The 25,226-nt window shown below is 71.9% G+C and carries 29 protein-coding genes, 1 tRNA gene and 2 pseudogenes; 16 read left to right on the top strand and 16 right to left on the bottom strand.

The genetic code is table 11. The features are described 5' to 3' along the window. Positions 1-21: 21 nt before the first annotated feature. From CRP39_RS13975 to CRP39_RS13965, 3 genes are all read right to left on the bottom strand, one after another. A complete protein-coding gene (locus CRP39_RS13975; RefSeq protein WP_097206958.1) occupies positions 22-942 on the bottom strand; it encodes an MSMEG_6728 family protein in 921 nt (306 codons plus the stop codon). Between the two features lie 171 nt (positions 943-1,113). Then, positions 1,114-1,965: an NAD-dependent protein deacetylase gene (locus CRP39_RS13970; protein WP_097206957.1), complete on the bottom strand. Its 852-nt coding sequence runs from the start codon at positions 1,963-1,965 to the stop codon at positions 1,114-1,116. A gap of 56 nt (positions 1,966-2,021) precedes the next feature. Then, positions 2,022-2,468: an SRPBCC family protein gene (locus CRP39_RS13965; RefSeq protein ID WP_097206956.1), complete on the bottom strand. Its 447-nt coding sequence runs from the start codon at positions 2,466-2,468 to the stop codon at positions 2,022-2,024. A gap of 228 nt (positions 2,469-2,696) precedes the next feature. Between CRP39_RS13965 and CRP39_RS13960 the strand changes: the two genes are divergently transcribed. Genes CRP39_RS13960 through CRP39_RS13950 form a run of 3 tightly spaced genes read left to right on the top strand, consistent with a single transcriptional unit; the run spans position 2,697 to position 5,376 of the window. After that, positions 2,697-3,194, top strand: a complete 498-nt coding sequence (locus CRP39_RS13960; protein WP_097206955.1) for a nucleoside deaminase — start codon at positions 2,697-2,699, stop codon at positions 3,192-3,194. Further along, complete coding sequence (gene codB, locus CRP39_RS13955; protein ID WP_097206954.1) at positions 3,191-4,504, top strand: cytosine permease; 1,314 nt, start codon at positions 3,191-3,193, stop codon at positions 4,502-4,504. The genes CRP39_RS13960 and codB overlap by 4 nt, the downstream gene beginning before the upstream one ends. Positions 4,505-4,563: 59 nt before the next feature. Beyond that, positions 4,564-5,376 (top strand): alpha/beta fold hydrolase, encoded by an 813-nt coding sequence (locus CRP39_RS13950; protein ID WP_216359734.1) that lies wholly within the window; start codon positions 4,564-4,566, stop codon positions 5,374-5,376. Positions 5,377-5,395: 19 nt separating this feature from the next. On the opposite strand, the gene CRP39_RS13945 is transcribed toward CRP39_RS13950, so the two are convergent. Further along, positions 5,396-5,779: an RING finger protein gene (locus tag CRP39_RS13945; RefSeq protein ID WP_097206953.1), complete on the bottom strand. Its 384-nt coding sequence runs from the start codon at positions 5,777-5,779 to the stop codon at positions 5,396-5,398. Between the two features lie 92 nt (positions 5,780-5,871). Here CRP39_RS13945 and CRP39_RS13940 point away from each other — a divergent pair. Further along, positions 5,872-5,944 (top strand) — tRNA-Arg (locus tag CRP39_RS13940). Positions 5,945-5,975: 31 nt separating this feature from the next. Here CRP39_RS13940 and CRP39_RS13935 read toward each other — a convergent pair. Together CRP39_RS13935 and CRP39_RS13930 are read right to left on the bottom strand one after the other, a co-directional pair. Then, positions 5,976-6,284, bottom strand: a pseudogene (locus CRP39_RS13935) (tyrosine-type recombinase/integrase); the annotation flags it as partial. Between the two features lie 116 nt (positions 6,285-6,400). Continuing rightward, positions 6,401-6,616: a hypothetical protein gene (locus CRP39_RS13930; RefSeq protein WP_143426639.1), complete on the bottom strand. Its 216-nt coding sequence runs from the start codon at positions 6,614-6,616 to the stop codon at positions 6,401-6,403. Positions 6,617-6,878: 262 nt separating this feature from the next. On the opposite strand from CRP39_RS13930, the gene CRP39_RS26400 reads away from it, so the two are divergent. Continuing rightward, positions 6,879-7,427 carry an HMG-box domain-containing protein gene (locus CRP39_RS26400; protein ID WP_143426638.1) on the top strand — a complete coding sequence of 183 codons (549 nt, stop codon included), beginning with the start codon at positions 6,879-6,881 and terminating at the stop codon, positions 7,425-7,427. Between the two features lie 222 nt (positions 7,428-7,649). On the opposite strand, the gene CRP39_RS13925 is transcribed toward CRP39_RS26400, so the two are convergent. Next, the gene (locus CRP39_RS13925; protein WP_097206951.1) at positions 7,650-8,156 is read right to left on the bottom strand and encodes a hypothetical protein; all 507 of its coding nucleotides are present in this window, start codon (positions 8,154-8,156) and stop codon (positions 7,650-7,652) included. 388 nt (positions 8,157-8,544) lie between these two features. Between CRP39_RS13925 and CRP39_RS13920 the strand changes: the two genes are divergently transcribed. The 3 genes and pseudogenes from CRP39_RS13920 to CRP39_RS27605 form a co-directional block, all read left to right on the top strand. Beyond that, complete coding sequence (locus tag CRP39_RS13920; RefSeq protein WP_097206950.1) at positions 8,545-9,273, top strand: GAF and ANTAR domain-containing protein; 729 nt, start codon at positions 8,545-8,547, stop codon at positions 9,271-9,273. Between the two features lie 311 nt (positions 9,274-9,584). After that, positions 9,585-10,337 carry a GAF and ANTAR domain-containing protein gene (locus tag CRP39_RS13915; protein WP_097206949.1) on the top strand — a complete coding sequence of 251 codons (753 nt, stop codon included), beginning with the start codon at positions 9,585-9,587 and terminating at the stop codon, positions 10,335-10,337. 768 nt (positions 10,338-11,105) lie between these two features. Then, positions 11,106-11,411 (top strand): annotated as a pseudogene (locus CRP39_RS27605) (integrase core domain-containing protein); the annotation flags it as partial. Positions 11,412-11,423: 12 nt separating this feature from the next. Here CRP39_RS27605 and CRP39_RS26840 read toward each other — a convergent pair. From CRP39_RS26840 to CRP39_RS13900, 3 genes are all read right to left on the bottom strand, one after another. Then, entirely contained in the window at positions 11,424-11,570 is a 147-nt protein-coding gene (locus CRP39_RS26840; protein ID WP_172442432.1) for a hypothetical protein, read from the bottom strand. Positions 11,571-11,777: 207 nt separating this feature from the next. Continuing rightward, positions 11,778-11,915 (bottom strand): VOC family protein, encoded by a 138-nt coding sequence (locus tag CRP39_RS28355; RefSeq protein ID WP_143426637.1) that lies wholly within the window; start codon positions 11,913-11,915, stop codon positions 11,778-11,780. A gap of 34 nt (positions 11,916-11,949) precedes the next feature. Continuing rightward, the gene (locus CRP39_RS13900) at positions 11,950-12,855 is read right to left on the bottom strand and encodes a GNAT family N-acetyltransferase (RefSeq protein WP_216359733.1); all 906 of its coding nucleotides are present in this window, start codon (positions 12,853-12,855) and stop codon (positions 11,950-11,952) included. Between the two features lie 219 nt (positions 12,856-13,074). Here CRP39_RS13900 and CRP39_RS13895 point away from each other — a divergent pair, with 219 nt between their 5' ends. Further along, the gene (locus CRP39_RS13895) at positions 13,075-14,232 is read left to right on the top strand and encodes a helix-turn-helix transcriptional regulator (RefSeq protein WP_097206947.1); all 1,158 of its coding nucleotides are present in this window, start codon (positions 13,075-13,077) and stop codon (positions 14,230-14,232) included. A 679-nt stretch (positions 14,233-14,911) separates the two neighbouring features. Continuing rightward, a complete protein-coding gene (locus CRP39_RS28350) occupies positions 14,912-15,322 on the top strand; it encodes a DDE-type integrase/transposase/recombinase (RefSeq protein WP_425432562.1) in 411 nt (136 codons plus the stop codon). A 392-nt stretch (positions 15,323-15,714) separates the two neighbouring features. On the opposite strand, the gene CRP39_RS27600 is transcribed toward CRP39_RS28350, so the two are convergent. Further along, positions 15,715-16,461 carry a DUF1707 SHOCT-like domain-containing protein gene (locus tag CRP39_RS27600; protein ID WP_245853854.1) on the bottom strand — a complete coding sequence of 249 codons (747 nt, stop codon included), beginning with the start codon at positions 16,459-16,461 and terminating at the stop codon, positions 15,715-15,717. A gap of 12 nt (positions 16,462-16,473) precedes the next feature. After that, positions 16,474-16,983, bottom strand: a complete 510-nt coding sequence (locus tag CRP39_RS13875) for a DoxX family protein (RefSeq protein WP_097206945.1) — start codon at positions 16,981-16,983, stop codon at positions 16,474-16,476. Between the two features lie 106 nt (positions 16,984-17,089). On the opposite strand from CRP39_RS13875, the gene CRP39_RS13870 reads away from it, so the two are divergent. Continuing rightward, positions 17,090-17,665 (top strand): TetR/AcrR family transcriptional regulator, encoded by a 576-nt coding sequence (locus CRP39_RS13870; RefSeq protein WP_097206944.1) that lies wholly within the window; start codon positions 17,090-17,092, stop codon positions 17,663-17,665. 397 nt (positions 17,666-18,062) lie between these two features. Beyond that, complete coding sequence (locus CRP39_RS13865) at positions 18,063-18,503, top strand: heavy metal-responsive transcriptional regulator (protein WP_097206943.1); 441 nt, start codon at positions 18,063-18,065, stop codon at positions 18,501-18,503. Positions 18,504-18,710: 207 nt separating this feature from the next. Here the strand turns inward: CRP39_RS13865 and CRP39_RS13860 are convergent, their stop codons facing one another. Next, positions 18,711-19,934: a PucR family transcriptional regulator gene (locus CRP39_RS13860; RefSeq protein ID WP_097206942.1), complete on the bottom strand. Its 1,224-nt coding sequence runs from the start codon at positions 19,932-19,934 to the stop codon at positions 18,711-18,713. A gap of 229 nt (positions 19,935-20,163) precedes the next feature. Here CRP39_RS13860 and CRP39_RS13855 point away from each other — a divergent pair, with 229 nt between their 5' ends. Next, positions 20,164-20,475, top strand: coding sequence for a hypothetical protein (locus CRP39_RS13855; protein ID WP_097206941.1), 312 nt, complete (start codon positions 20,164-20,166; stop codon positions 20,473-20,475). 42 nt (positions 20,476-20,517) lie between these two features. Here the strand turns inward: CRP39_RS13855 and CRP39_RS13850 are convergent, their stop codons facing one another. Beyond that, a complete protein-coding gene (locus tag CRP39_RS13850; protein ID WP_216359732.1) occupies positions 20,518-21,864 on the bottom strand; it encodes a DUF2254 domain-containing protein in 1,347 nt (448 codons plus the stop codon). A gap of 72 nt (positions 21,865-21,936) precedes the next feature. Continuing rightward, on the bottom strand, positions 21,937-22,263 hold the full coding sequence (locus tag CRP39_RS13845; protein WP_097206940.1) for a TraR/DksA family transcriptional regulator: 327 nt from the start codon (positions 22,261-22,263) through the stop codon (positions 21,937-21,939). Positions 22,264-22,578: 315 nt separating this feature from the next. Between CRP39_RS13845 and CRP39_RS13840 the strand changes: the two genes are divergently transcribed. Genes CRP39_RS13840 through CRP39_RS13830 form a run of 3 tightly spaced genes read left to right on the top strand, consistent with a single transcriptional unit; the run spans position 22,579 to position 24,749 of the window. Beyond that, the gene (locus CRP39_RS13840) at positions 22,579-22,875 is read left to right on the top strand and encodes a hypothetical protein (protein WP_097206939.1); all 297 of its coding nucleotides are present in this window, start codon (positions 22,579-22,581) and stop codon (positions 22,873-22,875) included. Positions 22,876-22,888: 13 nt separating this feature from the next. Continuing rightward, entirely contained in the window at positions 22,889-23,344 is a 456-nt protein-coding gene (locus CRP39_RS13835; protein ID WP_342744235.1) for a GNAT family N-acetyltransferase, read from the top strand. A 37-nt stretch (positions 23,345-23,381) separates the two neighbouring features. Continuing rightward, entirely contained in the window at positions 23,382-24,749 is a 1,368-nt protein-coding gene (locus tag CRP39_RS13830; RefSeq protein WP_097206937.1) for a cryptochrome/photolyase family protein, read from the top strand. Here the strand turns inward: CRP39_RS13830 and arr are convergent. Further along, positions 24,746-25,207 (bottom strand): NAD(+)--rifampin ADP-ribosyltransferase, encoded by a 462-nt coding sequence (gene arr / locus CRP39_RS13825; RefSeq protein WP_097206936.1) that lies wholly within the window; start codon positions 25,205-25,207, stop codon positions 24,746-24,748. The two genes, CRP39_RS13830 and arr, sit on opposite strands and share 4 nt — an antisense overlap. Positions 25,208-25,226 lie beyond the last annotated feature (19 nt).

Genomic DNA, 25,226 nt, shown 5'->3' with positions numbered 1-25,226 from the left:
ACCCGCGGGGTCGCGCGCCGCTCAGTTGCCGGACAGGTGTGCGGGGTCGAGGACGACCTCGAACAGCGCGCGGGGGTCCTGCAGGGTCGCCGGGGGGCGGGCCGCCGAGCGCGGCACCACACGCTCCCACCGGGCCGGACGTCGGTGCGGCAGCAGCTCGCGCCCCTGGAACAGGTACTCCCCCACCACCTCGCCCAGCAGCAGGCCGGCGCCGTGCTCGACGGGCAGGCCGACCCGGTCACCGGGGCGCACCTCGTCGAGGAAGGTCGACAGCTGGCGGAGGTCCTTGGCGGGGCGCCGGCCGGAGATCTCCTTCGACAGGGCCCGCAGCTCGGCCGGGCCGAGGCCGGTGGCGTCGACGTCGATGCCGGACTGGGTGCCCAGTCCCACGACGCCGGCCGCCAGGCAGGCGCCGAGCTCGTTGTGCGCCCGGGGCCGCACCACCCACACGCGCACGCCCTCCGGAGCCGGTGCCGGCGGGACGTCGTCCGGCTCGGGCCAGACGTAGGGCAGGTCGTCGGGCTCGGGGCCGAAGCGCTCGGTGAACCGTGGGCGGTAGAAGTCCGGTTCCTTGGCCAGCAGGTTCGACCGGTGGGACAGGTGCAGCGCCTCGTCCCCCACCCAGGACGGCAGCAGCCCCGCGCGCGCCAGCTCCTCCTGGGGCACGCCGACCACGTCGGGGGCGAACTCGGCGATCAGGGAGTGCGTGCTGTCGGCGAACCCGCGTTCGCGCCAGACCCGGACCATCGCCAGCCCGTAGGCGACCAGCGCCGGCGTGCGTCCCCGCCACATCCGCACGACCGGGTGCGACACCCAGCCGTAGTCGGGCAGCTCCAGCGCCCGCAGCACCTGCAGGGTCTCGACCCGCTGCTTGCCGAGGCGGGGTGAGTCCAGGAGCCGGGCGCTCTCCTCGAAGTCGGCGACGGGCAGGAAGGTCTGCATCGGCTCGATCCTCGCCGAGGTCGCTGCCCGCCGCGCGGTCACGGCCTCCCTGCAGGGTCCCGGCGCGAGCTCGCGAGCGGTGGGGGGCAGGGGAGGTCCTCCCTCAAACCGGGCCGCGCTCCCCCAGCCCGGTCTCGGCGAGCTGGACCCGGGGGCGGTCGACCTCGCGGCTCACGCCGCGAGGCGGCGGGCCAGCTCGGGCAGGACGGCGCCGAGCGGGGCGTCGACCCGGACGTCGGCCTTGGCGTCGCCGCGGGTGGGGCCGAGGTTGACCAGCGCCACGGGGACGCCGAGCTTCTCCGCGCGCAGGACGAACCGGTAGCCGCTCATCACCGTCAACGACGAGCCGAGGACGACCAGCGCCCCGGCCTCCTCGACCATGGCGAAGCAGGTGGCGACCCGGTCGCGGGGCACGGTCTCGCCGAAGAAGACGACGTCGGGCTTGAGCGGCCCGCGCCCGCAAGCCAGGCAGTCGACCATCACGAACCCGTCGAGGACCTCGTCGGGCAGCTCGGCGTCGCCGTCGGGGTTGACCTCGTCCACGTGGGGGCCGAAGTGCGGGTTGGCCGCCCGCAGCCGCTCGTCGAGCGCGGCGCGGCTGGCGACGTCCCCGCAGGCCAGGCAGAGGGTGCGGTCCAGGCCGCCGTGCAGCTCGAGGACGTCCCGCGCCCCGGCCGCCTGGTGCAGTCCGTCGACGTTCTGGGTGATGACGCCGGTGACCAGGCCGGCGTCCTGCAGGTCGGCGACGGCGCGGTGCCCGGCGTTGGGCCGGGCGGCGGCGATCCGGCGCCAGCCGACGAAGCTGCGCGCCCAGTACCGGTGCCGCCCGGCGGGGTCGCGGAGGAAGGTCTGGTACGTCATCGGCGTGTGCCGGCGCAGCGACCCGGTGGCGCCGCGGTAGTCGGGGATGCCGGAGTCGGTGGACAGCCCGGCACCGGAGAGGACGACGACGTCGCCGTCGTCCACCAGCGCCGCGAGGGCGTCCAGGGCGGTGGGCTCGACGACGGCGGGTGCTGCGGTCACCCGGCCATCGTCCCCTCCGGTGGCTCCCCGCGCCGCCGGCCGGGGACGCCGGCGGGTCAGCCCGCCGCCAGCTCCCGGTCCAGCCGGCCCAGCACGTCCTCGTACACCCGGCGCAGCCCCTTGGGCGCGAAGGTGCGCTCGAAGAACCCGCCGATGCCGCCAGCGCCGTTCCAGGTGGTGCGCACCCGCACGGTGCTGAGTCCGGCTTCGGCCGGGTGCACCGTCCAGGTGGTCACCATCGAGGAGCGGGTGTCGGACTCCACGAGCGTGGCGGCGTCGGGCTGGGTGACCTCGAGCAGCTGGTCACGGACCCGCTTGGCGGTGGCGGCGAACCGCCACGCCACCCGGGTGCCGGCTCCCTGCCCGCCGGCTTCGACCCGGTAGTCGCTGAACTGCTCGGGCAGCACGCGACGGCGGGTCTCGGTGTAGTCGGCGAGGGCGGCGAGCACGCGCTCCGCCGGGGCTCGGACGACGCGTTCGGCGGTGGCCACGACCTGTCCCATGGCCCCATCCTGCCCAGTCGCCCCACCCGCGGGTGGGGCCGGGCACCGCCTGCGGGTCCGGTCCGGTGCGCAGACAGGGTCGACAGCCCGGCGGGACGGGCGCCGAGGCGACGGGGCGCCGCGTCGAGGGCACGACCTCGCGGCCCGGACACCGTGTCCCTTGCCGGGCACCCCCGGGCAGGGGTTCGCTGCCGGGGTCAACGCGCCGCCCCACCTCGAGGAGCACCCGTGTCCACACCCGCACTCCCCACCGTCCCGCCGGACCTCGCCCCCGCGGAACGCGACCGGTTCCTCCTCGGCCTCGCCGTCGAGCAGGCGCGGATCGGCTGGGAGGAGGGCGGGGTCCCGATCGGCGCCGCGCTGGTCGACGGCGACCGCGTGCTCGCCGTGGGCCGCAACCGCCGCGTCCAGATGGGCAGCGCCATCCGGCACGGCGAGACCGACTGCATCGAGCAGGCCGGCCGGCTCCCGGCGTCGGTCTACCGCCGCAGCACGCTCTACACGACCCTCTCCCCCTGCTTCATGTGCGCGGGGACGGCGCTGCTCTACGACATCCCGCGGATCGTCGTCGGCGAGAACCGCAGCTTCCAGGCGTCGGAGGAGCTGCTGCGGTCCAAGGGCGTGCAGGTCGACGTCCTGGACGACGCGGACTGCATCGCGCTCATGGAGCGCATGCTGGCCGAGCGGCCGGAGCTGTGGCTCGAGGACATCGGGGAGGAGTCGTGAGTGCCCCGGAGCAGTCCGCTCCCGCGGTGAGCGAGGCCGCCGTCGTCGACCCGGACTACCCGGTGACGCCCGTCCCGGCGCACGCCCGCAAGTCGTTCTTCTCCGTCGCGGTGGTGCTCCTCGGCTTCACCGTCTTCACCCCGACGATGCTGGCCGGCGCGGCCCTGGGCCCGGCGTTCGCCTTCGGCGACCTCGTCCTGGTCATCCTCGCCGGCTCGGTCATCCTCGGCGCGTACGTGGCGGTGATGGGCTGGATCGGCGCACGCACCGGGCTGACGACCGTGGTGATGGCCCGGTACACGCTGGGCACCCGCGGCGCGAAACTGTCCTCGATCCTGCTCGGGGGCACCCAGATCGGCTGGTACGGCGTCGTCGTCGGGACCATCGGTGACCTGACCGCCGAAGCGCTGGACTGGCGCTCCTACGGCGCCCGCGCCACGGTCATGGTGGTGACCAGCGCGCTGATGTGCGCCACCGCCTACTGGGGCTACCGCGGCATGTACTGGGTGTCGCTGGTCTCCACCCCGCTGATCCTCGTCCTGGCGTTCTGGGTGGTCATCCGGTCGGTGCAGGAGGTCGGCGGCGTGGACGGGCTCACCGGCGTCCGGCCGACGGCGACCATGGCCATCGCCGTGGCCATCACCACCGTCGTCGGCACGTTCGTCTCCGCCGGCACCCAGGCGCCCAACTGGACGCGGTTCGCCCGCCGCGGGTCGCACGCGGTGTGGGCCTGCATCATCGGGTTCCTCGTCGGCAACGGGCTGATGGTGTTCTTCGGCGCGATCGGGGCGCTGACCTTCGGCGAGGGCGACTTCGTCCTCGTGCTGTACCAGCTGGGACTGGTCGGCTGGGGGCTGGTCCTGCTGTTCGGCAACCTCTGGAAGAGCAACGCCGACACCGCGTACGCCTTCGGGGTGGCCGGCGCCGAGCTGTTCGACCGGCCGCGCAAGGGCCCGTTCGTGATCGGCGGCGCCGTCATCGGCACCGTGCTGGCGCTGACCGGGGTGCAGAACCACCTGGTGGAGTACCTGGGGCTGCTCGGCACGTTCATCCCACCCCTGGGCGGCGTCATCATCGGGGACTTCCTCGCCCGCTGGCGCCGGCGCGGCATCCCCGCCGGGACCGTCCCGTCCGCGGTCCGGTGGCCGAACCTGGTGGCCTACGCGGTGGCCGCGGTCCTGGCCTGGCTCAGCGGCGAGCTCGGCATCGGCATCCCACCGGTCATCGGCATCGTCGTGGCGATCGCGCTGTCGATGGGGCTGTCCCGGGTGGGGTCGGTGACCCCCGAGCCGGTCGGCGCCGGCCGCTGACAACCGGGCGTGGCCGACGTCACGGCCTGCTGTCGGCCACGCCCGGGTACCGCAGACCGGTGACTGCACTGCTGTCCTCCACCCGTTCCGGCTCCGGCGAGCCGCTGCTGCTCCTGCACGGCATGGGCAGTTCCCGCCGCGACTTCACCGCCGTCCTCCCGGCGCTGACCGAGCGCTACGGCGTCGTCAACGTCGACCTCCCGGGTGTCGGGCGGTCGCCGCACCTGCAGGAACGCCCCACCGTCCCGGCGATCACCGACGCCGTCGAGCACACCCTCGACACGCTGGGGCTCGGCCGCGTGCACGTGCTGGGCAACTCCCTCGGTGCCCGGATCGCCCTCGAACTCGCCGTCCGCGGCCGGGCCCTGTCAGTGGTCGCGATCGCGCCGTCCGGACTGAACGTGCCGCAGGAGCGGGTCCTCCAGGGCGCCGGCATGGGGGCGGCCCGGGTCCTCATGCGGGTGGCGGAGCCGGTGATCGAGACCGTCTCACGCTCGGCGGTCGGGCGGGCTGCGCTGCTGGCGCCGCTCAAGGCGCGCCCGTGGAGCACCTCCCCGGAGGAGGCCGTCGGCGCGCGGGAGGGCTTCGCCGAGTCCCGCGACTTCTGGCGCACCGTGCTGTGGGGGCTCATGCTCGACGTCCCGCGCGGCCTCGACCGGATCGAGTGCCCGGTCACGCTGGTGCAGGGCGTCGCGGACTGGGTCGCCTCCGGCCAGACCGTGCGGTACCTGCCGCTGGTCCCCGGCTCGCGCTTCACCCCCCTGCTGATGGCCGGCCACGCGCCGCAGTCGGACCGGCCGGCGACGATCGCCCGCATCGTGGAGCGGACTGCGGGGCGCCGGCAGCCCGAGCCCCTGCGCGCCGTCGCCTGACCGCTCGGCGCGCCGTCGCCTAAGCGCCCGGCGTCTCCTCGGCGTTGAGGTAGGCGCAGCGGAACCGGGCACCGGACATCGCCTCGGTGAAGCGCGCCTCCCACGCCGGGTCCGCTGCGGGGAACGTGTCGAACACCCTGTCCTCGAGGACCACCGGCAGGCCGTCGAGGCCGGTGTAGGCACGCCGCAGCAACACCCGCGTGACGCCGTCGACCTCGTCGTGGGCCGGCGCCCAGCGGGCCTGCGCGACGGCCGCGGCGAGATCCGTGCGGGCGCGGGCGGGCAGCCGGGTCTGCCCGCCGCCCGTCCGCAGCACCGGGCGGGTGGACCAGGTGCCGAGCACGTACAGCAGCAGCCCGGTCAGCAGCACCAGGAGGGTGAGCTCGGCCAGCGCGACCACCATGGGACGACGGTAGTTCGCCGGGAGCGTCCCGGGAGGACGTCGGCGCCCGCCCGCTAACCTGCTCCAGTACGCCCCGGTCGGTCCGCCGACGAGCCCCCGTAGCTCAGGGGATAGAGCATCGGTTTCCTAAACCGTGTGTCGCAGGTTCGAATCCTGCCGGGGGCACCTATGAAGCCGCAGGACAGCGGCTTGCCCGTCAGCGACTCAGGGGCACGACAACGTCCTGGGGGCACAACGGGGGCACAGCGCTCCGCTGACGGGCCTCGTTGAGCCGGTCAGCCACCGACTCCAACTGGTCGTCGAACAGGTGCGAGTAGCGGTCCAGGGTCATGGCGGCGCTGGCGTGCCCGAGCATCGACTGGACGGCCTTCACGTTCGCGCCGGAGGCGATGGCCAGACTCGCGGCCGTGTGGCGCAGCTCGTGCGGGACCAGGCCGGCCATCCCCACGGAGGCGGCCGCACTGTCGAACCGGGCGCGACGGAAGTTCCCGACCCGCAGGACAGCCACGCACCTAGGGCTTGTCCTGCGGATCATGTGCGCCAGCCCTGCCGTCTGGGTCTCAAAGCGGCCCACTGAGGGATATTCGGTGCGCCCCGGGCCGGTTGCTGCCGGAATGGCGCTCAAGCGGCTGGCGGAGCCGTTCCGTCCCGCAGCAGCCGAACCAAGTGGGCCTCCGCCTCCGGAGTCAAGTCCGGCACGGTGACTGGCCCGTCATGCCCCGCGCGATCACTCAGCCACCGGGCGAACGTCAGCAGCAGCTCATCCCGCTCGACCCGCTCGCGCGCGATCCGAGCCCGCTCGGCTCGGTCGCCGTCGGTGAACCACCGGATCGTCACGGCCCGAGACTGCCCCGCCAGGCCCGGCCGGGCAACTGTCCTTGAGGCCGCCCCCACGGCTCGCCCGGCCGGTATCCCTTAGCGGCCCACTATGGGACGCGTCGCACGGCGCGCTACTTCGTGATTCGGCTGTCGACCCATCTGCGGAATGACGCCACGTGCCTGGCGGAGTCGGGTCTACTCAAAGGCTCAGGCAGAACGCACACGGGCCAGTTGACGAAAGGCCACCGCGCGACAAGGTCTGGGCGTAGGATGCGCATCCATGGACGACATGTCCGAGTTTGAGCGTGTGTATTTCACCCAGACGCGGACCGAAGTTGAGAATGATAAGCGTGAGCGCGATGTTCTCGTCAATATCGCCGTCGCAGTCGTAGGTGGGGGCACTTTCATTGTTGCCGCCAACCTCAGGACCATCCTTGCGAGTGAGCTGATAATCCTTGTGGCCATTCCAGGCCTGGCACTCGTGACGTGCTTCATGTGGATCCGTCGCGAAAAGCTGACGCAGATTGCGGATCGCTGGGTAGTTCTACACTCACTCCTATCCAGGCGACTAGGTGAGGACTGGGTTAACCTGTCACTAGAAGAGCGAGTGGTCCAAGGCCTCCATAAGAGGCGATATGTTGACAAGGATCTGGCACTTAAGATCGCATTATCGGGACCAGTGTATGGAATACTGGTCGGCCAGGCAGTGTCCTCAATTGTTGCATCTGAGGAGGAGTGGCGGATTGTGGTTGTGCCGACAGTTCTGGCTGTAGATATCGCCTTGGCCTGGCGTTTACTTCACCGACCCGTCCTGCGCGCATCAAAATGATGGCGGCCCTGAGCGGCAAGTTCAGGGACAGGTGCAGCGCTACCGGAAGAGGCCGGAGTTGAGGTCGCCCTTGTGACGACCTGCGCCAGCACGGCCCCCTCGCCCTGAGTGCCAGCTCCAACACTCGTCGGCGGCTGGTGCGGCGGAACCGGCAGCACACACGGCTCCCACAGCCGCGCCCAGAAGACCAGGATCTGCTTGTGGCCTCCCGCCCCGGTTGGCTCATGCGGCACTGTCGATGAGTACCCAAGTGCCCGCGAGGATCAGGACGGCAACCGCTCGGAGAACCCAGTGGAAGCCTCGTCGCTGGCTATCGCGGATTATGCCCAACTGTTGATACAGCTGATTCACACTAAGGGCGCTATAAGCCATGATGAACATAAATCCACCCGCGATTACCGGTAGGCACACCCGCGGGTCAATGAGATGCCGCGAAATCCCCGGATCCTTAAACTGGGCAACGATCAAGGCTGCAACTTCCAGGATAATCAGCAGCGCTAGGTAGAGATACTGAATAGCTAGAAAGACCGGGACCATCCGACCGAACCTGTCGTTGGCCTCAACGCGGTTCGACCTCGCGGCCTTGCCCTTGTTTCCGGAGTCTCGGTTATTCCTCTCGCGGAGCACCTCTTGGTACGTGTTGTGGATGCCCCGGATCTCTATGACCAAGGCAATCAGGAGCGCTGGAATCACTTGTGCAAGGAGACTGCCGAACGTGGCCGTGACCATCTGTAGTCCTATCGGTTTCAGGCGCACTATTTATCGCGGAGTGTCGTCCCGGCGCTGATAGGCAGGCGACTGCCTCGGCGCACCGGTCATGCTGTCCGATCCGCTGTTAGTCCGCTATGCACGCGCGTACGCGGGTCGTCAGGTCCGCACCTCAGGTGTCCCAAAGCCGCCCTCCGAGCGACCTGGCGGCACGTCGCCCTGAGCGGCCCACTTAGGGACATCGCCAGGGCTCGGGGGGCCGCCGAGGCGAGTAGCGTCAGGGTGAGACGTCGGGATGCGCCCGGCGTCGAGGGCGCGTCACACAGTCGGCGTACCGCGCACGGACCTCAGATCGAGGTCCGCGGCCGAGGTCACCCACCCCCGGTATCAGTAGACCGGAGGCTGAGACGTGGTCAGCAGCGAGAACTCGCAACCGGCGAATGCCATCGAGGCGCTGGAGCGCCTGGGCCGGTTGTCCCTGCGCGACCTGTCGATGGAGGAATTGCTGCAGACCGTGGCTGATCTGACCAAGACGGTGATGCCGGGTCACACCGAGGTGTCGGTGTCGCTGCTGGTGAAGGACAGCCCGAGCACGGTGGCCTCCACCGGGCAGTTGGCCACCGACCTGGACGAGTCGCAGTACGAGCGCGGGCACGGCCCGTGCCTGCACGCCGCCCGCACTGGCGAGCTGACCGAGATCGGCGACACCCGCACCGACAGCCGGTGGCCGGACTACATGCCGCGGGCGGCCGAGCACGGCGCCCTCAGCTCCCTGTCCGTCCCGCTGGTCATCGACGACGACGAGCAGCTCGCCGGCGGGCTGAACATCTACGCCCGCGAGCCGCACGCCTTCGACGAGGACAGCCGGACGGTGGCCACGAGGTTCGCCCCCTATGCCGCGGTCGCCGCTGGCAACCTGTACGCCTACCGGAGTGCTGTGGACAGGGCCGACACCCTGCAGACCGCCCTGGAGACGCGGGGGGTCATTGACCAGGCCAAGGGAATCTTGATGGTGCGCCACAGGCTCACCGCGGACCAGGCGTTCCAGGTGCTGGCCCGGATGTCGATGAAGACCAACCGCAAGCTGCGCGCGGTCGCGGACGACCTGGTCCACACCGGCGAACTACCCCTCCGATGAGCCCGGCCCGGCACCGGAAGCTGCCCCGGCCCCAGTACCTGCCGGGTCGCCCCGGATCCGGGGGCCGCGGGCACTGATGAGCAGCCGCAGCGGCCTCCGCGGGCGCCGTTGCGGTCAGGCCCCGCCGCTCCAACACTGTGGGCGGCGGGGCCGCCCCTCCTGTCCCCGAAGCCGCCTTGTGTCCCCGAGCGGCCCATATGAGACAGCAGGCCAGGTACGGGCCTGCCCTGGCCTGGGGCCTGCCCTGGCCATCCTGTTGTTCGACTCCGAGTGGTCTGTCCGGGCGGCCTCGTCCCGTGCCAGGGTGCGTTGTGAGCACTCCGGGCGGTGAAGACTCGACTCAGCGGGGGCAGCCCTCGGCGCAGGACACCGGCACGACGGCCGATCTGGACGAGCTGGCCCGGCGACTGGCCGAGGCCGCGCGTGGCTTGCAGCAGCAGCTCGATCCTCAGCAGGTGTTGGACCGCGTCGTGAGCCTGGCGGTGGCGATGGTGCCCGGTGCCGACGAGGCCACGATCACCATGGTCCGCGCACGTCGCCACGTCTATTCAGCGGCGGCCACGGGAGATGTGGCAGCTTGGTTCGACGTCCTGCAGGACGAGACGGGCGAGGGGCCGTGCCTGGACGCCATGTGGCATCAGCAGACGGTCCGGGTGGACGACCTGCCCGCCGACCCCCGCTGGCCCGTCCTCGGCCCCCGGGCCGGAGAGCGGGGAGTGGGCAGCATGCTGTGCCTGCAACTGTTCGTGCACGAGGACACGTTGGGCGCGCTGGACCTGCTGGCACATCAGAAGTCGGCCTTCACCGACGAGTCCGAGCACATCGGGTTGCTGCTGGCCAGCCACGCCGCCATCGCCGTCGCGGGTGCCCAGAAGTTGGAACACGCGGCCGTCGCCTTGGTGCATCGGGATCTCATCGGGCAGGCCAAGGGCATTCTGATGGAGCGGTTCAAGATCACCGCGGACCAGGCGTTCGATGTGCTGGCCAAGGTCAGCCAGGACACCAACCGGAAACTGCACGCGGTCGCCGAGGACCTCACCCGCACAGGGATGCTCGACCGCTGACTTCTCGTCGGTCGAGATCGCCAGGACACGCTGCAGCCGGTCCAGGACGGACCTGACCCGAGGCCCCAGCAGGGAACCACAGCCGCCGAGGAACCCCCGGCCGACGGTCAGGCGAGCGGATCAAGCCCGGTGTGTCCCATATGCCGCCTTCAGGGACGAGGGCGGTGGCTACATGATCCGCAGGACTGGCCCTAGGTCGCGCAGAGCCCGATACTTCATGGAGCGCGACGGGACGATTGGCTCACGGCTGCAGCTGCGGTCCATGGACGATCACTGCCAGCACGAAGCAACACATGCCCTGACCGTCTGCACCTGGTCGCCTTCGACTTCAAGGCTGAGAGCCGCGAGCTGCCTGTGACGGCTGGCCTCCGCGACGTCGGACGGCCCGTTTGCCATCCCACTGAACGAGGGGCCAGTTCTAAGCCCCGCCGTCGTGGTGACCAGCCGGGACACATGCTCAGCGCCCTCGCGGAGCCGGACGGACCCCTCCATACCCCACATCCCTCAGGAATTTGTGGCGGGGTAGTACCTGGATAGCCCGACCGCGTGATCAACAACCCCGGGTCGCGTCACGGGGCCTGGGGCACCTCGGGGGCACAGTGGGGGCACAGAAGGTCGAGCAACCTCAGGCAAGATCGACAAGTGATCACCTAGAACTCGCTGGTCAGCGCTGCGGCGGCACAGATACGTCCTGGCCGCCGCAGCGCCTGCTACTGATTCCTAAACCGTGTGTCGCAGGTTCGAATCCTGCCGGGGGCACGAGAAAACCGCAGGTCAAATCGACTGGATGCCGCCGGCGCCGTCCGATCCGTGGGCAGCAAGGGCGACAGCTACGACAACGCCGCCGCCGAGTCCCTGATCGGTCTCTACAAGACCGAGCTGATCCGCCGCCGCGGCCCGTGAAGGGCCTTTGACGACGTCGAGCTGGCCACCCTGGAGCACGTCGACTGGTTCAACCACCGACGCCTGCACGGAGCCTGCGGCGACATCCCACCGGTCGAGTTCGAAGACGCCTACTACCGTTCGATCGCCGGCCTCACCGAGGACCTCCCGGCAGAACCGAGCCTCCACTGAACCCGGGGCGGTTCAGGTGTGCAGCAACCGGACGAGTTCGGCCACCAGCCACTTGCTCTGGTAGAGCACGACAGTCGCGTCCATGTGGTTGGGATCGACATCGGCGCCCGCATGCCCTACGCCCCGGTTGTTCCGGATGTCGTACAGGCCGATCATCATCCGTGGGATCAAGATCCTTGGGGATCTACTGTCCGGAACCTGAGCGTACTTCTGCTCCAACGCCAGGCATGCCTGCGGGAACCGCTGAGGCTTTGCTGGACCTGGCTGGGTACGTCCCTCCGTTCAGGTAGCGCCGGGGATCGAAGCGGTCGCCGGCGTAGACGGAGTGCTGTCGAAGGCCAATGAGGAAGTCGCCGCTCATCGCCCCTACCGCGAAGCGGCTCCCGGCGTCCTCGCCGGCCATGACTCCTGCCATCCCAACAACTCGGCGTACCAGCGCTTCGACCGGTCGAGATCGGTCACGCTGAAGGAGATGTGCGAGACTCCGGCATAGCGGGCGTCCATCCGGTTTTCCTCGTGAGACTGCACGGTGTTCGGCTCAGCGCAGGTCGTCGATGACGTAGGCGTCTGGTCGGGCGTATCCCGGTTCGTTGGGCCTTTGCATCAGGACGCCTTCGAGCCAGGGCCGGTAGTTGCGGGCGAGCAGTCTGCGGTACGCGTCGTGCCGGGCGGTGTTCACACCTGCCACCAGCCTCGACAGACCCCGGGTAGCGGCCAGCGATTCACACGCATTGAGAAGCTGTTCGAACCGCTCCCCGGTGCCGGGACCGGGGCGGACCGCGGCGAACTTGATGAAGCCGCTGCCGCTGCCGGCCTCACCGGCCCCCAGGTGGCAGACCGCGAAGCCGTCCAGCTCGGCCCCGTCCTGGGTGAGCACGGTTGCGCCGAGGCGCTGGGCATGCGTGGTCCGGATCTCGTGAGTGAGATCCAGCCCGTCGAAGATCCGGTCGGTCAGCGTGCGGCAGTCGGCCAGCTCGCCGTCGTGGCCGGGGTCGAGGAGGCGGGCGTGGCGCGGCAGGTCGTCGATGCCGGGGTCCGGCCGGACATCCTTCTCCAGCAGCGCGGTGAGGTGCTGTGGCCAGAAGCCGAACTTCTGGTACAGCCCGATGTGGCGCGGGCTCTGCGGGAAGGTGAACAGTCCCGCTTGGCGCACCGACCACTGCTCGAACCGCTCCATGACCGGCCGCATGAGCGCGCTGGCGATCCCGCGACCCCACGCATCGACGCGGACCGTGAGCGGACCGAAGAATCCGTAGCTGCCCCATCGCGTGGCGAAGTTGGACCCGAGCAGCTCACCGCCCGGACCTGTGGCCGCGAAGGCCCAGGCCGGCTCGGCCCGGAACCGCGGCCGGACGTACTGCGCATCACCGAAGACCTTCAGCGGATCCGGGGCGCCGAGGAAGGTCCCGAACGCCACCCGCATCACCCGGTCGGCCCCGTCCACGTCCGCTTCCTGGAGCGGTCCGACTCGGACGTCCTCGGCTGGGGCGCCGGGCGACGACTGCGTTGTCAGGGCGGTCATCCTCGCTCCTCCGAACGGCGCATCACTGCGCTGGCTGCTCCGATCAGGCAAACGTAGGGACCGGGGCGTCGGCCGTCTTCCCCAGAAACCTGGGGTCTGTGCAGCACCCCGTGCACCGGCGAGCCAGTCATAATCGTCCCCGTGCACGACGCCCGTGCCGCAGCCCGCGCCCGCCAGGACATCGTCCGGCTGGCTCACACCCGCGCGGATTCCTTCACGCTGCGACAGGCGGTGGCAGAACGAATGCGCCGCTGGGTGGACTTCGACGCGTACTGCTGGTGGACGACCGATCCGGCCACGATGTTCCTGACCACCTCGGTGGCCGAATGGGAGAAGTTTCCCTCCGCCTCGTGCCTGCAGATCCATCGCAACGAGTACCTCGAGCAGGACTTCAACAAGTTCCGTGACCTCGCCCGGGCCAAGGAGCCGGCCGCGCTCCTGGCCCGCGCAACGGAGGGACACCCGGAGCGGAGCAACCGCTACCAGCAACTGATGTGGCCGGACCGGATGACGGCGGAGCTGCGCAGCGCCCAAACGGTGGACGGCGCCTGCTGGGGAGCGCTCGCCCTCTACCGTGCCGCCGATCGCCCCGGCTTCGACGAGCACGACGTGCGGCTGCTCGCCGACCTCGCTCCGCATCTGGCGCATGGCTTGCGCACAGCCCTGCTCGCCGATGCCATCGAGGGCGCCGCCGGGCCGGACACCTCCGGGCTGATCATCCTCGGCCCCGAAGGTCGGGTCGCCGCCGTCACCGCCGGCGCCGCCCGGTGGCTACGGCATCTGCGCGACGCCGTCGGCGGTCGATTGCCCGAGCATCGCCTCTCCGACGCCATCTATGCGGTCGCCAGCGTCGCTCGAGGGCTCAACGAGGGCCCGGGACCAGCACGGTTGCCGCGAGCACGCGTCAGAGTGGAAACCGGAGAATGGCTGCTCGTCCACGCCGCGCGACTCGAACGTGACGGCGACGCCACTGACGAAGTCGCCGTGATGATCGAGCAGGCCCGCCCGACGCAGATCGCCCCCGTGCTCGTGCGCGCCTACGGTCTGAGCCAACGCGAAACGGACGTGGTGAAGGCCGTCCTGCATGGGTTGTCCACGGAGGAGATCGCGCACTCGCTGCATCTGTCCCCGTACACCGTTCAGGACTACCTGAAATCCGTCTTCCACAAGGTCGGCGTGTCCAGCCGCCGTGAACTGGTCGCGCACGTCTTCACCGAGCAGCACTGGCCCCAGTACGGAGACGGGGAAGCCGCGCTCACGGCGGACGGCTGGTACCAGCAACCCACTGAACCCGCCTGAGCGCCACCAACCACAACGGCGGTCGGCCCCCCCCCCCCCATGTGGCCCCACACGACAAGCGTGCGAATCCAGGGTCCGCTGGCGTACGCGGACGTCAGCACAAAGGCGGCAGTAGATCCGGGCTGGCTTGGGCCAGCTGCTCGTGCAAGAAGGCAGTGGGGTCGATACTCCTCGGAGCGGTCATCGCGTTCTTCTCCTGGAGTGCTGTGAGAGGTCTTCCAGAAGATCACGCGGTGGCCGCCATTACGTCCGGGCCTCACCCCGGCTGGGGCCGTCGTACACACCTTGGCGGACGCCACTCACCTGGACGCCTACCGACGCAACCTTCACATTCGGCTCCTCCTGTGGCGGTGCGGACACGCATGCGCCGCGAGAAGCGGCACAGCGATTCCGTGATGCCGTCGATGAGTCGAACGGTCCGGTCCGGGTGACGGTCGAGCTGATCCCAAAGATGACACACCTGGCTGCCGCATGCGATGACAGCGTGTATGCCGCCGCTGCGACTGGCTCGCCCGGGAAGGCGGCTGAAGCCGGATTCGCCGTCGTAGCGCAGACCGCCCAACCCCGGGCCCCGGGCCCCCGGAGAACAGCTATCGCCTGCCCGCGCGGCTGCCCGTCCTCGGCGTCCCTCCGTTGGTCGGCCAGGAGATGACCGGACCGGTGCCGATCAAGACGGACGATCCGGATAGCAGCGGGTTCACCAGGCGGTCCACGATCGGCTGCAGTACGGGCAGGCGCATCGGCCGCGGCGCCGGCTCAGGGCTGGCTGTGCCTCGCCTGTGTCACCGACGTCTTCAGCCGCATGGTCATCGGCTGGTCGATGGCCTCCCACCGCAAGACCGACCTGGTCGTCGACGCGGTCACCATGGCCGTGCACCGCCGCGGCGGCCACGTCCCGGGGGTGATCCGCCACGGCGACCGCGGCGGGAGTACAGCTCCCACGTCCTCGAGCGGGAGCTGCGCCGCCACGGCGCGCTGGCCAGCATGGGCAGCGTCGCGGACTGCTGCGACAACGCCCTGGCCGAAAGCCTGTTCGCTACGCTCGAGTGCGAGCTGTTCGACCCTGTGCCGGCACCCCGACGGCGATTAGACCCATGCCGGCGGCGATGCCCAGCAGTGCTCGTGTCCTCTTCACGGTTCCCTCTTGCGATCGGCGACGCGACTCTCGCGGAGGGGCAGGTTCTGGAACGAGACCGGTTCGCCCGCCAGTGAATCGCGCTCCATCACAGCGCGGTTCCGAGGACGGTCGAGGAGTCCTCACTCGGCCACGGGACCGCGGCCACGTTGAGTCAGCGCGGGAGGGGCACGGGCGGGCGGGCACCTTGCACTCGGCAGCAAGCGCCGCCCCTCGGAGCCGCAGTCCGCAGACAGTCCGCACGATGTCCGTATCCGGCCATCACCAGCCGACAGCTACCAACAGGTGTTGCCGCAGGTCGGACCGCTAGTCCGACCGTTCGGCCAGGTCAGCCGCCCCGGTGCAAGTCATGTCCGGGTCGCCGACGTGCTGAGAGCTCGTCTCACGTGCATGGACGCTGAGCAGCGCGGTGTTGTCCGGTCGTGGCGGAACGACTGGGCCGGGAGCTGGTACCCGACGGGCTGTGGCGAATCGTCGAGCCGTTGATCCCGCCGCAGCCGGAGCGCCCGCAGGGCGGCGGCACCCGGCACGTCGAGGACCGGGCGGTGTTCACCGCGATCGTCGACGTGCTGACCACCGGCTGCGCCTGGTGGCACCTGCCGGCCGAGTTCGGCGTGGTCGAGGGTCGACCGGATCGATAGCCGGGGGCGGGCCGTTGCTGCCTGTGCCAGGAGAACCACACCCCAGGGACCGATCACCCAGATCGGCCAGAAGTAGCCGGGATGACCCTGGGCGAACGACGTCGTGACCCAGATCAGCAGGCTGATCCCGCCGGCCAGTGCCCACGGCGTCCACAGCCTCCCCGCTGAGGGAACCAGCCGAGGTGGTGGCGGATGTGGTGGTGGCGGTGCGGTCGTCGGTAGGTCGGCCAGCACGGCGTCGAGCTCGCCGCGGGTCCTGGCTGCGTAGACGGTGTCGAGCCGGCTCTCGAACTCGTTCATCGCGAGGCGGCCGACCGAAAGGTGCTGGCCGAGGGCGGCGACCACGTGCTCGCGTTCGGCATCACCGACGCGGACGCTCGGATCGACGGACATGGCGCTGATTCCTTCGTTACGGGTGTGTCGGCCGGTGGGTGTACCGATCGTGGTGTTCATGACGGGCACCTCCTACGTCCTGGTCACCGTGCATCCCCCGGCGAGTGCGCCGGCGAAGCGGGCCGTCCTGCGTTCCCGCAGGTGCGAGGCCAGGACCGTGAGGGTCGCGGCCAGGAACACCACCTGCAGCAGGGTCCGCGGGAGCAGGGCCATCGCGGGAGCGCCGCTGAGCGTGAGCCCCTCGAGCGCGGCGTAGACGTTCGCCGGGAACATCGCCACCAGCAGGACGCTCAGTCCGCCGGCGGCCCACGGCGCGGTCCGCCGCCACAGCAGCCCGGCGGCGCCGGCCAGTTCCAGCACGCCGGTGATGCTGACGAGCAGGCCCGGTTTCGGGAGCGCGGGCGGGACCATGCTGATCAGGTCCTCGCGCATCCCGACGAAGTGCGATACGCCGGTCACGACGAACATGGCCGCCAGGCCGCCGCGCAGTGCACTCGGCCAGCTCTGCAGCCGACGCACCCCCGCGGCTCCCGCCGCACGCAGCGCTCCCGTGACGACGACGAGGACGATCAGTGGAGTCATCGCGAACCTCCTGGAGGAGCCAGACAGACCAGCCGGTCTTGTCATCGACAAGATGCTCCTGTGGGCCCAACTTGTCAATGCCTAGATTCCCGGTACGGTGGAACTCATGCCGCCCGACCGCCCCTACCACCACGGCGACCTGCGCCAGGCCGTCCTGGCGGCCGCAGTCGACGCCCTCACCGAGTCAGGCCCGGCCCGCCTGAGCCTGCGCGACCTGGCCCGCCGCGCCGGGGTGTCCCACGCCGCGCCGGCGCACCACTTCGGGGACAAGGCCGGCCTCCTAACCGCCGTGGCCGCCGAGGGCTACAACCTGCTGGCGGACACCCTCACCGCCGCCCAGCAGCGCACCGCGGACTTCCTCGACGTCGGGGTGGCCTACGTGCGCTTCGCAGTCGACCACCGCGCCCACTTCGAGGTCATGTTCCGCCCGGACCTCTACCACCCCGACGACCCCGCCGTGGCGGCCGCGCGGCAACGTGCCGCCGATGCCCTCTACGGCGGAGTCCGCTCCGTCACCGCCACCCGCCGCGGACCCGACATCCCCCTCGCCGGCATCGCAGCTTGGTCCCTCGTCCACGGCTTCGCCACCCTGTGGCTCAACCACGCCCTCCCCCCCGGCCTCGGCGACGACCCACAAGCCGCCGCCCGGGCCGTCGCCGCCATCATGTTCCGCACCCCGTAACTGGTCACGGGTGGTCACGGGCGCTGTGGCTCGCAGGCACGCCACGGAAGTCAGCGCCTGGCCGTCCTGTTTGTGACTGCCACGCCGGAGCGGACACAGCCCGGATGGCGAAGGGCGCCCGGTTCCTCCGAAGCAGTCCGAGGCGCCCTTCAAGGTGCCGCGCTGGTCAGGCGATGGAGCGCACGTTGGAACATCGACGGCGGTCGGCCCGTCGGGGTCGGCGAGGTAGAGGTCCATCCCGCCCACGCGAGGACGGCTCGACCGGCAAGAGATCGTTCTCGACGCCTTCGCCCTACTGGCCCTCAACAACACCCCCGAGGGCGCCGACGCCTTCTGCTCGGGATGGTCGACTCGCGGGTTGACCTTGGACCACGGTCCAAGGTCTAGCGTCCGCCACATGACCACCACGGCGGCACGGGGACTGCGGGTCGCGGAGCTGGCGACTGCCGCCGGAGTGCGGCCGGACACCATCCGCTACTACGAGCGGGCCGGTCTGCTGCCGGCGCCCGAGCGCACGGCCGCGGGCTACCGCAGCTACGACACCGGCGCGCTCGACCGGCTGAGGTTCATCCAGGGCGCGCAGCGCCTCGGCCTGCGCCTGGCCGACATCCGCACGCTGCTGACCGTCCGCGACACCGGCACCTGTCCTTGCGAGCCCGCCGAGGACCTGCTCCGCCGGCGCCTCGCCGAGGTCGATGCCGAGATCGCCCGACTGACGGCCCTGCGTGCCGAGATGGCGGCCATGGCCGACGCCCTGCCCAACGCCTCCTGCCCCCCACCGAGCCCCGGCACCTGGTGCCTGCCCGCGGAGGGAGGTGACTTCCCATGCTCGAGCTGACGTGTGCTTGCGGTTCCGACTGTTGCGACGAGACCTGCGACTGCGGATGCTGACCGCCGCGCCGGACTGACAGACGGCTACCCGGGCCCGGGACCGGGCAGCCGTCGGGACGCCGGTTCGCCGCTGGAGGCCCGCACTGGAGATCTCCCGCACGGGGGATCTATCGATGTGGTGACTGGGCCTGCTGCCGTTCGGTGGAGCGCCGGTTCACGGCTCGACCGGCAGCGGCTTCCCGGGCCACTCCAGCAGGCGGGCGCCGAGGACAGCGGCCTGGAGGGCGAACCGCTGGTCCGGCCGGGCGACGCTGTGCCCGGTGAGCTGGGCGACCCGGGCCAGCCGGTAGGTGACCGTGCGGACCGAGACGTGCAGCCGGCGCGCGGCCTCGGTCGCGACGTCACCGGCGTCGAAGTACCCCTGCAGCGTGTCCAGCAGCACCCCGGCGCCGCCGCGGACCTGGTCCAGCGGCCCCAGGACGTCGCGGACGAGGTCGACGATCGCCGCCTGGTCGCGCGCCAGCACCCGGTAGACGAGCAGGTCACGGGCGTGGACGACGTCGGAGGCCAGGCCCAGCCGCTCGGCGAACGCCAGACTCTCCCGGCACTCCTCGTAGGACTTCGCCACGCCGTAGACGCCCGGGAACGCCCGCCCGGCGGCGACCTGCCAGCGCTGACCGCCCCGCAGCCGGCTGAGCTCCCCGTGGATGAGGGCACCGATGTCGGCCGACGCCGCCGAGGAGCCCGCCGCGGCGGGAGGCCGCGCCGGGACGACGACGACCACGCGGCCGTCCTTGGTCGCGACCAGCACGTCCCGGTCACCGAACCGGTCGACGACCACCCGCTCCAGCACGGTGGCCGCCCGGTCGATCGCGCCCCGGCCGTCTCGGCGCGCGGCGAGCGCCACGTGGTGGGACTTGCCCAGGTCGATGCCGAACGGCTCGGCGCGCTCGACCATCCCAGACACGTCGGCGTCGCCGCGCAGCAGGTCGTCGACGAACTCCCGCCGGAGCGCCTCCTCGGAGCGGATCATGTCCCGCCGCTCGGACTGGTGGCCGTCGACCAGCACGCCGATCGCGTCGTCGAGCACGCGCAGGACCGCCTCGGCGGCGGCGCGGACCTTCTCCGGGTCAGCCGACCGCGAGACCACGGGCAGCTGCCGCCACAACCGCCAGGCCGCGGACAGGTAGAGGTCGACCGCGCGACGTGCGCTCACCCCCTGGGCGGCCGCGCGGCGGCCCAGCTCGCGGACCGCGTCCAGCTCCCACGGGTCGGGACGGCGCCCGTTGATGGCGGCGCCGGCCAGCAGCGCCAGGTACTCGCCGAGCAGGTCGACCGGGGCCTGGCAGGCCGCCGCCGCCGCGCCGGCGACCGTGTCCAGCCAGTCGTCGGACACCGACGGGACCCCCGGCCGGCCGGGGAGTCCGCTGCGCGCCATCCGTCCTCCTCGGCCCCGGCCGCGACGGCCGCTCCGGTGCCAACGGCCGCTCCCGGCCGCTCTCGACCGCTCTCGACCGCTCTCGACCGTGACGATCTCGCCGGCCGCTGGCTGAACTGAACCCCGGTTGCCGACGACCGGCAAGACGGGCGCACCCGAGCTGACCGGCTCCGGCCCTGGGTTCCGCCCGCCGGCACGGGCATGGTCGGGGTCGAGCAGGAGGTGTGGCGTGCTCAAGGACCACGAGCAGCAGATCTGGGACGACATCGCGCGGTACTACGCCGAGGAGGTCGAGGAGCCGGTCCGGCGCGGCGGGCCGCCGGCCTGGCAGCGCACCGGGGACCTCTCCGGCATCGACGACATGCCCGCCGCCGCGGTCGCGGGCCTCTGGAGCGCGATCATGCTGGTGCTCTTCGGCGCGGTGCTCGCCGGCGTCGCGCTCGGCGTCGTCACGGCACTCGGCTGGCTGCTGTGGCACCACTGGCCGCGACGGGCGAGGTCGGGCACGCAGCACGACCGGGACCGCCCCGCGGCGGACTGACCCGCACGGTCCGGCGTCGGCGCGACGACGCGCGCCGGCCGGTCAGGTGCCCGGCCAGCGGCCGCTGTGGTCGGCCGGGTCGGCGTCGGTGCCGATCGCCTCGAGCCGGGCGAGGTCGGCCAGGTGCAGGCCGGGGGCGGCGCGGAGGGCGTCGAGCAGGAGCTCGATCTGGCGGCGCAGCGCCGGCACGTGCTCCGGCCGCCCGGCCGCCTCCACGTGGGCGATGAGCATGCGCAGCACCCGCAGCAGCGCCGCGGCGACCTGCGGCTGGGCCGGGGCCGCCTGGCGCAGCTGGTCGAACCCGTGCCCGACGTACTCCTCCGGCGACAGCTGCCAGGGCCGCAGCAGCAGCCGGCCGGCCGGCCCGGCGACCGCCTCCACCGGCGCGTCGGCGACCAGCAGCCGCCGCAGCAGGCTGCCCACCCGCAGGGTCACCTCCACCGCGGTGGTGGGGTCGTTGATCGCCGAGCTCAGCGCGCGCAGACCGATGTCCACCAGCTGCCGGAGGGCGAAGTCGACGTCGTACTGCATGGTCCGCGTGTCGGCGATGAGCACCGTGGCCGACAGCCGGCGCACGACGGCGTCCGGCTCGGTCGGCACCGGCCACAGGGTGACCAGCGGCTCCCCCTCGTGGATGTAGGCGCCCGGCCGCGTCTCCAGCCGCACCGTCGTCCCGGCCGGGAGCGCGGCCAGCATCCGGTCGCCGGGCGCCTGGGTGACCCAGCCGTCGCGGGGCGCCGGCACGGTCAGCACCGGTCCACCCTCGTGCGGGGTGCGCGCCCCGGCCGGCCGCTCGGTCCTCGATGCGCGCAGCGCCGCGGCCAGGACCTCCTCGCCCTCACCCGTGATGCTCCGGACCACCTCGCCGACCTGCAGGCCGTGGGCGAGGTGGTCCAGGTGCGCGACGATCAGCAGGACCGTGACCACGGTGAGCAGCACGGCCAGGGTCACCGACACCCGTGGCGCCGGCCCGGCGGTCTCGGCGTCGACCTGGCGCAGGATGAGCACGCAGTAGACGAACGTGGCGATCAGCAGGCCGATCACGACCTGGCTGAGCCGGTCGCGGATGAACGACCGCATCACCCGCGGGGAGAACTGGCTGCTGGCCAGCTGCAGGCTCACCACCGTCAGGGAGAAGACGACGCCGGCCGTGGTGATCATCGCCCCGGCCACCGTGCTGAGCAGCCACGTGGCGGTGCTGCTGTGCATCGTCAGGGTCAGCGGGATGCCGGCCTCCCGCCCCATGGCCCGGTCGACCGCACCTGCGGCCTCGGCCAGGCCGATCCCGCCGAGCACGATCAGCGCGGGGAGGAGGAACAGGCTCTCCCGGAACCGGTAGGCCGCCGCTGCCAGCCGCATCGGCAGCGGCGGCCGGGGTCCGCCGCTCACCGGCCCGGGGTGCCCGACGGCCGGCGTCCGGTGTCGGGTGTCGGGAGCGGACGTGAGGTGCACCGGGACAGTTCAGCGCATCTGCTGGCAGGTCACACAGGCGGCGGCGAACGGGCGGAACTCCAGCCGCTCGGTGGGGATGGCGTTCCCGCAGTGCACGCAGGTCCCGTAGGAACCCGCGTCGATCCGGGCCAGCGCCGCGTCGATCTCCTCGATCGTGCGCAGCAGGCTGGCGGCCCGGCTCATCGCGACCGGGTCCGGCAGCGAGGTCGCCGTCTCGGCCAGGGCGAGGTCACGCTGGCCGACACAGTCCGCCCGCTGGGTCTCGAGCAGGGCCCGGAACGACGCGAACGGCGCCTCCGGTGCGGCGGTGGTCGGGACGGTGGCGAGCGTGGACATGGTGTCCTCCTGGACGGAACGAGAGAGGCGCGCCCCGCGAGGCGGGACGCGCCGAGGAACCGGAGGCGGGGACCACCGGGGCGGGACGGCGACGCTGACGCCCCGGCCCGGTGGTCCCCGCGGCCGTCCGGACGACGGCCGCGGCCTGCGGCGGTGCCCTGCCACGCGCCCCGCCGGAGGCCGTGTCCCCACCATGCCGCCGCCCTCCCCGTGGGACCAGGGCGGACGTCGGCCAACTCGCACCGCCCGACCCTGCCGATGACCGGCAACCCGGGCTCGACCGGTGGACGGCGCGCCGGTGGGTACGGGACAGCCATGGGAGTGCGCAACGCGACGGTCGCGGCCGGCGACCAGTGGACCGACCCCGACGACGGCATCCGCTACCCGGCCGGTGAGGTCCACGCCTGGGAGCGCGGGCGGAACGAGACGGCGTGCGGCCTGTCGCTGAGCAGGTCGCGGCTGACCCGCTTCCCGCACGTCGGCTGGGCGGACGTCCAGCCGGAGTCCGGTCGGCACGCCGAGGGCGTGCAGGCGGTGTGTCGCCGCTGCCGGGCGGCCCAGGGCGCCCGGCGGGACGAGCGGGGGTGGACGCGGACCAACCCGCGTCCCTGACCGGCCACGGTCGGTGGCGAACCGGGCCCGCGGAGGAGGGGGTCCGCCCGGCGCGGCGGGACCACCGGGGGCTCCGAGGCGTTACCGTTCCAGTACGCATGTCGAACTCCGGCAACGGCGCCGGGGCGAGCGGAGGTGGAACACGAGCATGGAGACGAGCGTGGTCGACGTCCCCGATCGGGGGCGTTTCGAGGTGCTGCTCGGCGACCGGGTCGTCGGGCTGGCGAGCTACCACGTCGAGGGCGGCACCATGGCGCTGCCGCACACCGAGGTGGACCCCTCCGTCGGCGGCCGGGGCATCGGCAAGGTGCTGGTGGCCGGGGTCCTCGCCGCTGCGCGTGAGCGCGGCCTGTACGTGCTCCCCTACTGCTCCTTCGTCCGCCACTACATCCAGCAGCACCCCGAGGAGCTCGACCTGGTGGCCGAGGAGGAGCGCCCGCACTTCGGCTTGGAGACGGCCGACCGCTGACCTGCGGGGCCGTTCCCGGCTCCCTACCCTGGCGCGGGTGCCGATCGCGCTGCTGTGGTTCCGTCGCGACCTGCGACTCGCCGACCACCCGGCGTTGCTGGCCGCGCGGGACGCGGCCGGCCCCGACGGCGCCGTCCTCCCGGTCTTCGTGGTCGACCCGCGGCTGTGGGACCCCGCGGGCGCGGCGCGCCGCTGCTTCCTGCTCGACTGCCTCCGCGACCTGGACGCAGCGGTCGACGGCGCCCTCGTGCTGCGCTCCGGCCACCCGGCTCGGGTGATCCCGGCGCTGGCGCGCGAGGCCGGCGCCGAGACCGTGCACGTCTCGGCCGACGCCGGCCCCTACGGCCGGCAGCGGGACGCCGCGGTGGAACGCGCCCTCGGCGAGGTGCCGCTGGTGCGCACCGGCTCCCCGTACGCCGTCACCCCGGGCCGCGTCACCAAGGGCGACGGGACCCCGTTCCGGGTGTTCTCCCCCTTCGCGCGGGCCTGGCGGGCGCACGGCTGGCGCGCCCCGGCCCCGCGCCCCCGCTCGGTCGCCTGGTGCACCGGTGTCCGCTCCGACGTCCCGCCGCAGCAGGCGCCGCTGGACGGCGTCCGGCTGCCCCCAGCCGGGGAGGCCGCCGCCCGGGCCGCGTGGCGGCGGTTCCTCGACGAGCGGCTGGCCGGCTACCGGGACACCCGCAACACCCCGGGCACCGAGGGCACCAGCCGGGTGTCGGCGTACCTGAAGTACGGGTGCCTGCACCCGCGCACGCTGCTGGCCGACCTGGCCGGCATCGAGGACGCGTCGGCCGAGAGCTACCGGACGGAGCTGGCCTGGCGGGAGTTCTACGCCGACGTCCTGTGGCACCGGCCGGAGACGCACAGGGAGGCGTTCGACCAGCGGATGCGCGCCATCGCCTACGACACCGGTCCGGACGCCGACGAGCGGTTCGCCGCCTGGGCGGCGGGCCGTACCGGCTACCCGATCGTGGACGCCGGGATGCGGCAGCTGGTCGGCGAGGCCTGGGTGCACAACCGGGTGCGCATGGTCGTGGCGTCGTTCCTCGTCAAGGACCTCCACGTCGACTGGTGGCGCGGGGCCCGCCACTTCCTCGCCCGCCTGGTCGACGGCGACCTCGCCAGCAACAACCACGGCTGGCAGTGGGTGGCCGGCACGGGCACCGACGCCTCCCCGTACCACCGCGTCTTCAACCCCACCCGCCAGGGCAAGCAGTTCGACCCGGACGGCGCCTACGTGCGCCGCTGGGTGCCCGAGCTGCGTGACGTCCCCGCCCGGTACGTGCACGAGCCCTGGCTGGCGCCGGACGGCGTCCCCGACGGGTACCCGCTGCCGATCGTCGACCACGCCGAGGAACGTCGCGTGGCCCTGGACCGCTACGCGCGACTGCGCGCCAGTCCCTAGTCCTCGATGACGTCCAGTCCCTGCTCCCGGAGCAGTGCCAGGTGGTCCAGCATCCCCTTCAGGACCTCCGGGTCGTGGCCCTCCCAGCCGTCCACCTCGCCGACGACGCGCAGCGGATGGCGGGTGCGGTAGGACTGCGTGGGGTTGCCGGGGAACCTCTTGTCGGTCACGTTGGGGTCGTCCTCGAAGGGCCCCAGTGGCTCCACGACGTAGATGCGTCCCCGCTCCCCGCTCCCGGCCAGCGCGGTCGCCAGCTCCGCACCCCAGGCGGCTGTGTCCACGAGCGCGGTGAAGTAGATGTGGTTCGACACCCGGCCCTCCTGGAAGTTCGAGCCGTAGCCGGGGACCAGCTCGTCGCCGGCCTGGAGCGCGGACCTCGTCCCGTGGTAGAAGGGCCCCCTGATGTGCTCGCAGCGGTCGTAGGTCACGGGGACGTGCGTGCTGCTCTTCTCGCCCATCGCCGTCCTCTCCTCGGAC

Source organism: Geodermatophilus sabuli (assembly GCF_900215145.1).
Lineage (GTDB): Bacteria > Actinomycetota > Actinomycetes > Mycobacteriales > Geodermatophilaceae > Geodermatophilus > Geodermatophilus sabuli.
Note: the sequence above shows the minus strand (reverse complement) of the source record. Positions and strands in the feature narration are given on the sequence as shown.

Excerpts from the sequence above, each read along its gene's own strand:
- CRP39_RS13975 (WP_097206958.1), bottom strand. The coding sequence starts at position 942 with ATGCAGACCTTCCTGCCCGTCGCCGACTTCGAGGAGAGCGCCCGGCTC.
- CRP39_RS13965 (WP_097206956.1), bottom strand. The coding sequence starts at position 2,468 with ATGGGACAGGTCGTGGCCACCGCCGAACGCGTCGTCCGAGCCCCGGCG.
- CRP39_RS13945 (WP_097206953.1), bottom strand. The coding sequence starts at position 5,779 with ATGGTGGTCGCGCTGGCCGAGCTCACCCTCCTGGTGCTGCTGACCGGG.
- CRP39_RS26400 (WP_143426638.1), top strand. The coding sequence starts at position 6,879 with ATGGACGACATGTCCGAGTTTGAGCGTGTGTATTTCACCCAGACGCGG.
- CRP39_RS13925 (WP_097206951.1), bottom strand. The coding sequence starts at position 8,156 with ATGGTCACGGCCACGTTCGGCAGTCTCCTTGCACAAGTGATTCCAGCG.
- CRP39_RS26840 (WP_172442432.1), bottom strand. The coding sequence starts at position 11,570 with ATGATGATCGGCCTGTACGACATCCGGAACAACCGGGGCGTAGGGCAT.
- CRP39_RS28355 (WP_143426637.1), bottom strand. The coding sequence starts at position 11,915 with ATGGACGCCCGCTATGCCGGAGTCTCGCACATCTCCTTCAGCGTGACC.
- CRP39_RS27600 (WP_245853854.1), bottom strand. The coding sequence starts at position 16,461 with ATGAACACCACGATCGGTACACCCACCGGCCGACACACCCGTAACGAA.
- CRP39_RS13875 (WP_097206945.1), bottom strand. The coding sequence starts at position 16,983 with ATGACTCCACTGATCGTCCTCGTCGTCGTCACGGGAGCGCTGCGTGCG.
- CRP39_RS13870 (WP_097206944.1), top strand. The coding sequence starts at position 17,090 with ATGCCGCCCGACCGCCCCTACCACCACGGCGACCTGCGCCAGGCCGTC.
- CRP39_RS13865 (WP_097206943.1), top strand. The coding sequence starts at position 18,063 with ATGACCACCACGGCGGCACGGGGACTGCGGGTCGCGGAGCTGGCGACT.
- CRP39_RS13860 (WP_097206942.1), bottom strand. The coding sequence starts at position 19,934 with ATGGCGCGCAGCGGACTCCCCGGCCGGCCGGGGGTCCCGTCGGTGTCC.
- CRP39_RS13845 (WP_097206940.1), bottom strand. The coding sequence starts at position 22,263 with ATGTCCACGCTCGCCACCGTCCCGACCACCGCCGCACCGGAGGCGCCG.
- CRP39_RS13840 (WP_097206939.1), top strand. The coding sequence starts at position 22,579 with ATGGGAGTGCGCAACGCGACGGTCGCGGCCGGCGACCAGTGGACCGAC.
- arr (WP_097206936.1), bottom strand. The coding sequence starts at position 25,207 with ATGGGCGAGAAGAGCAGCACGCACGTCCCCGTGACCTACGACCGCTGC.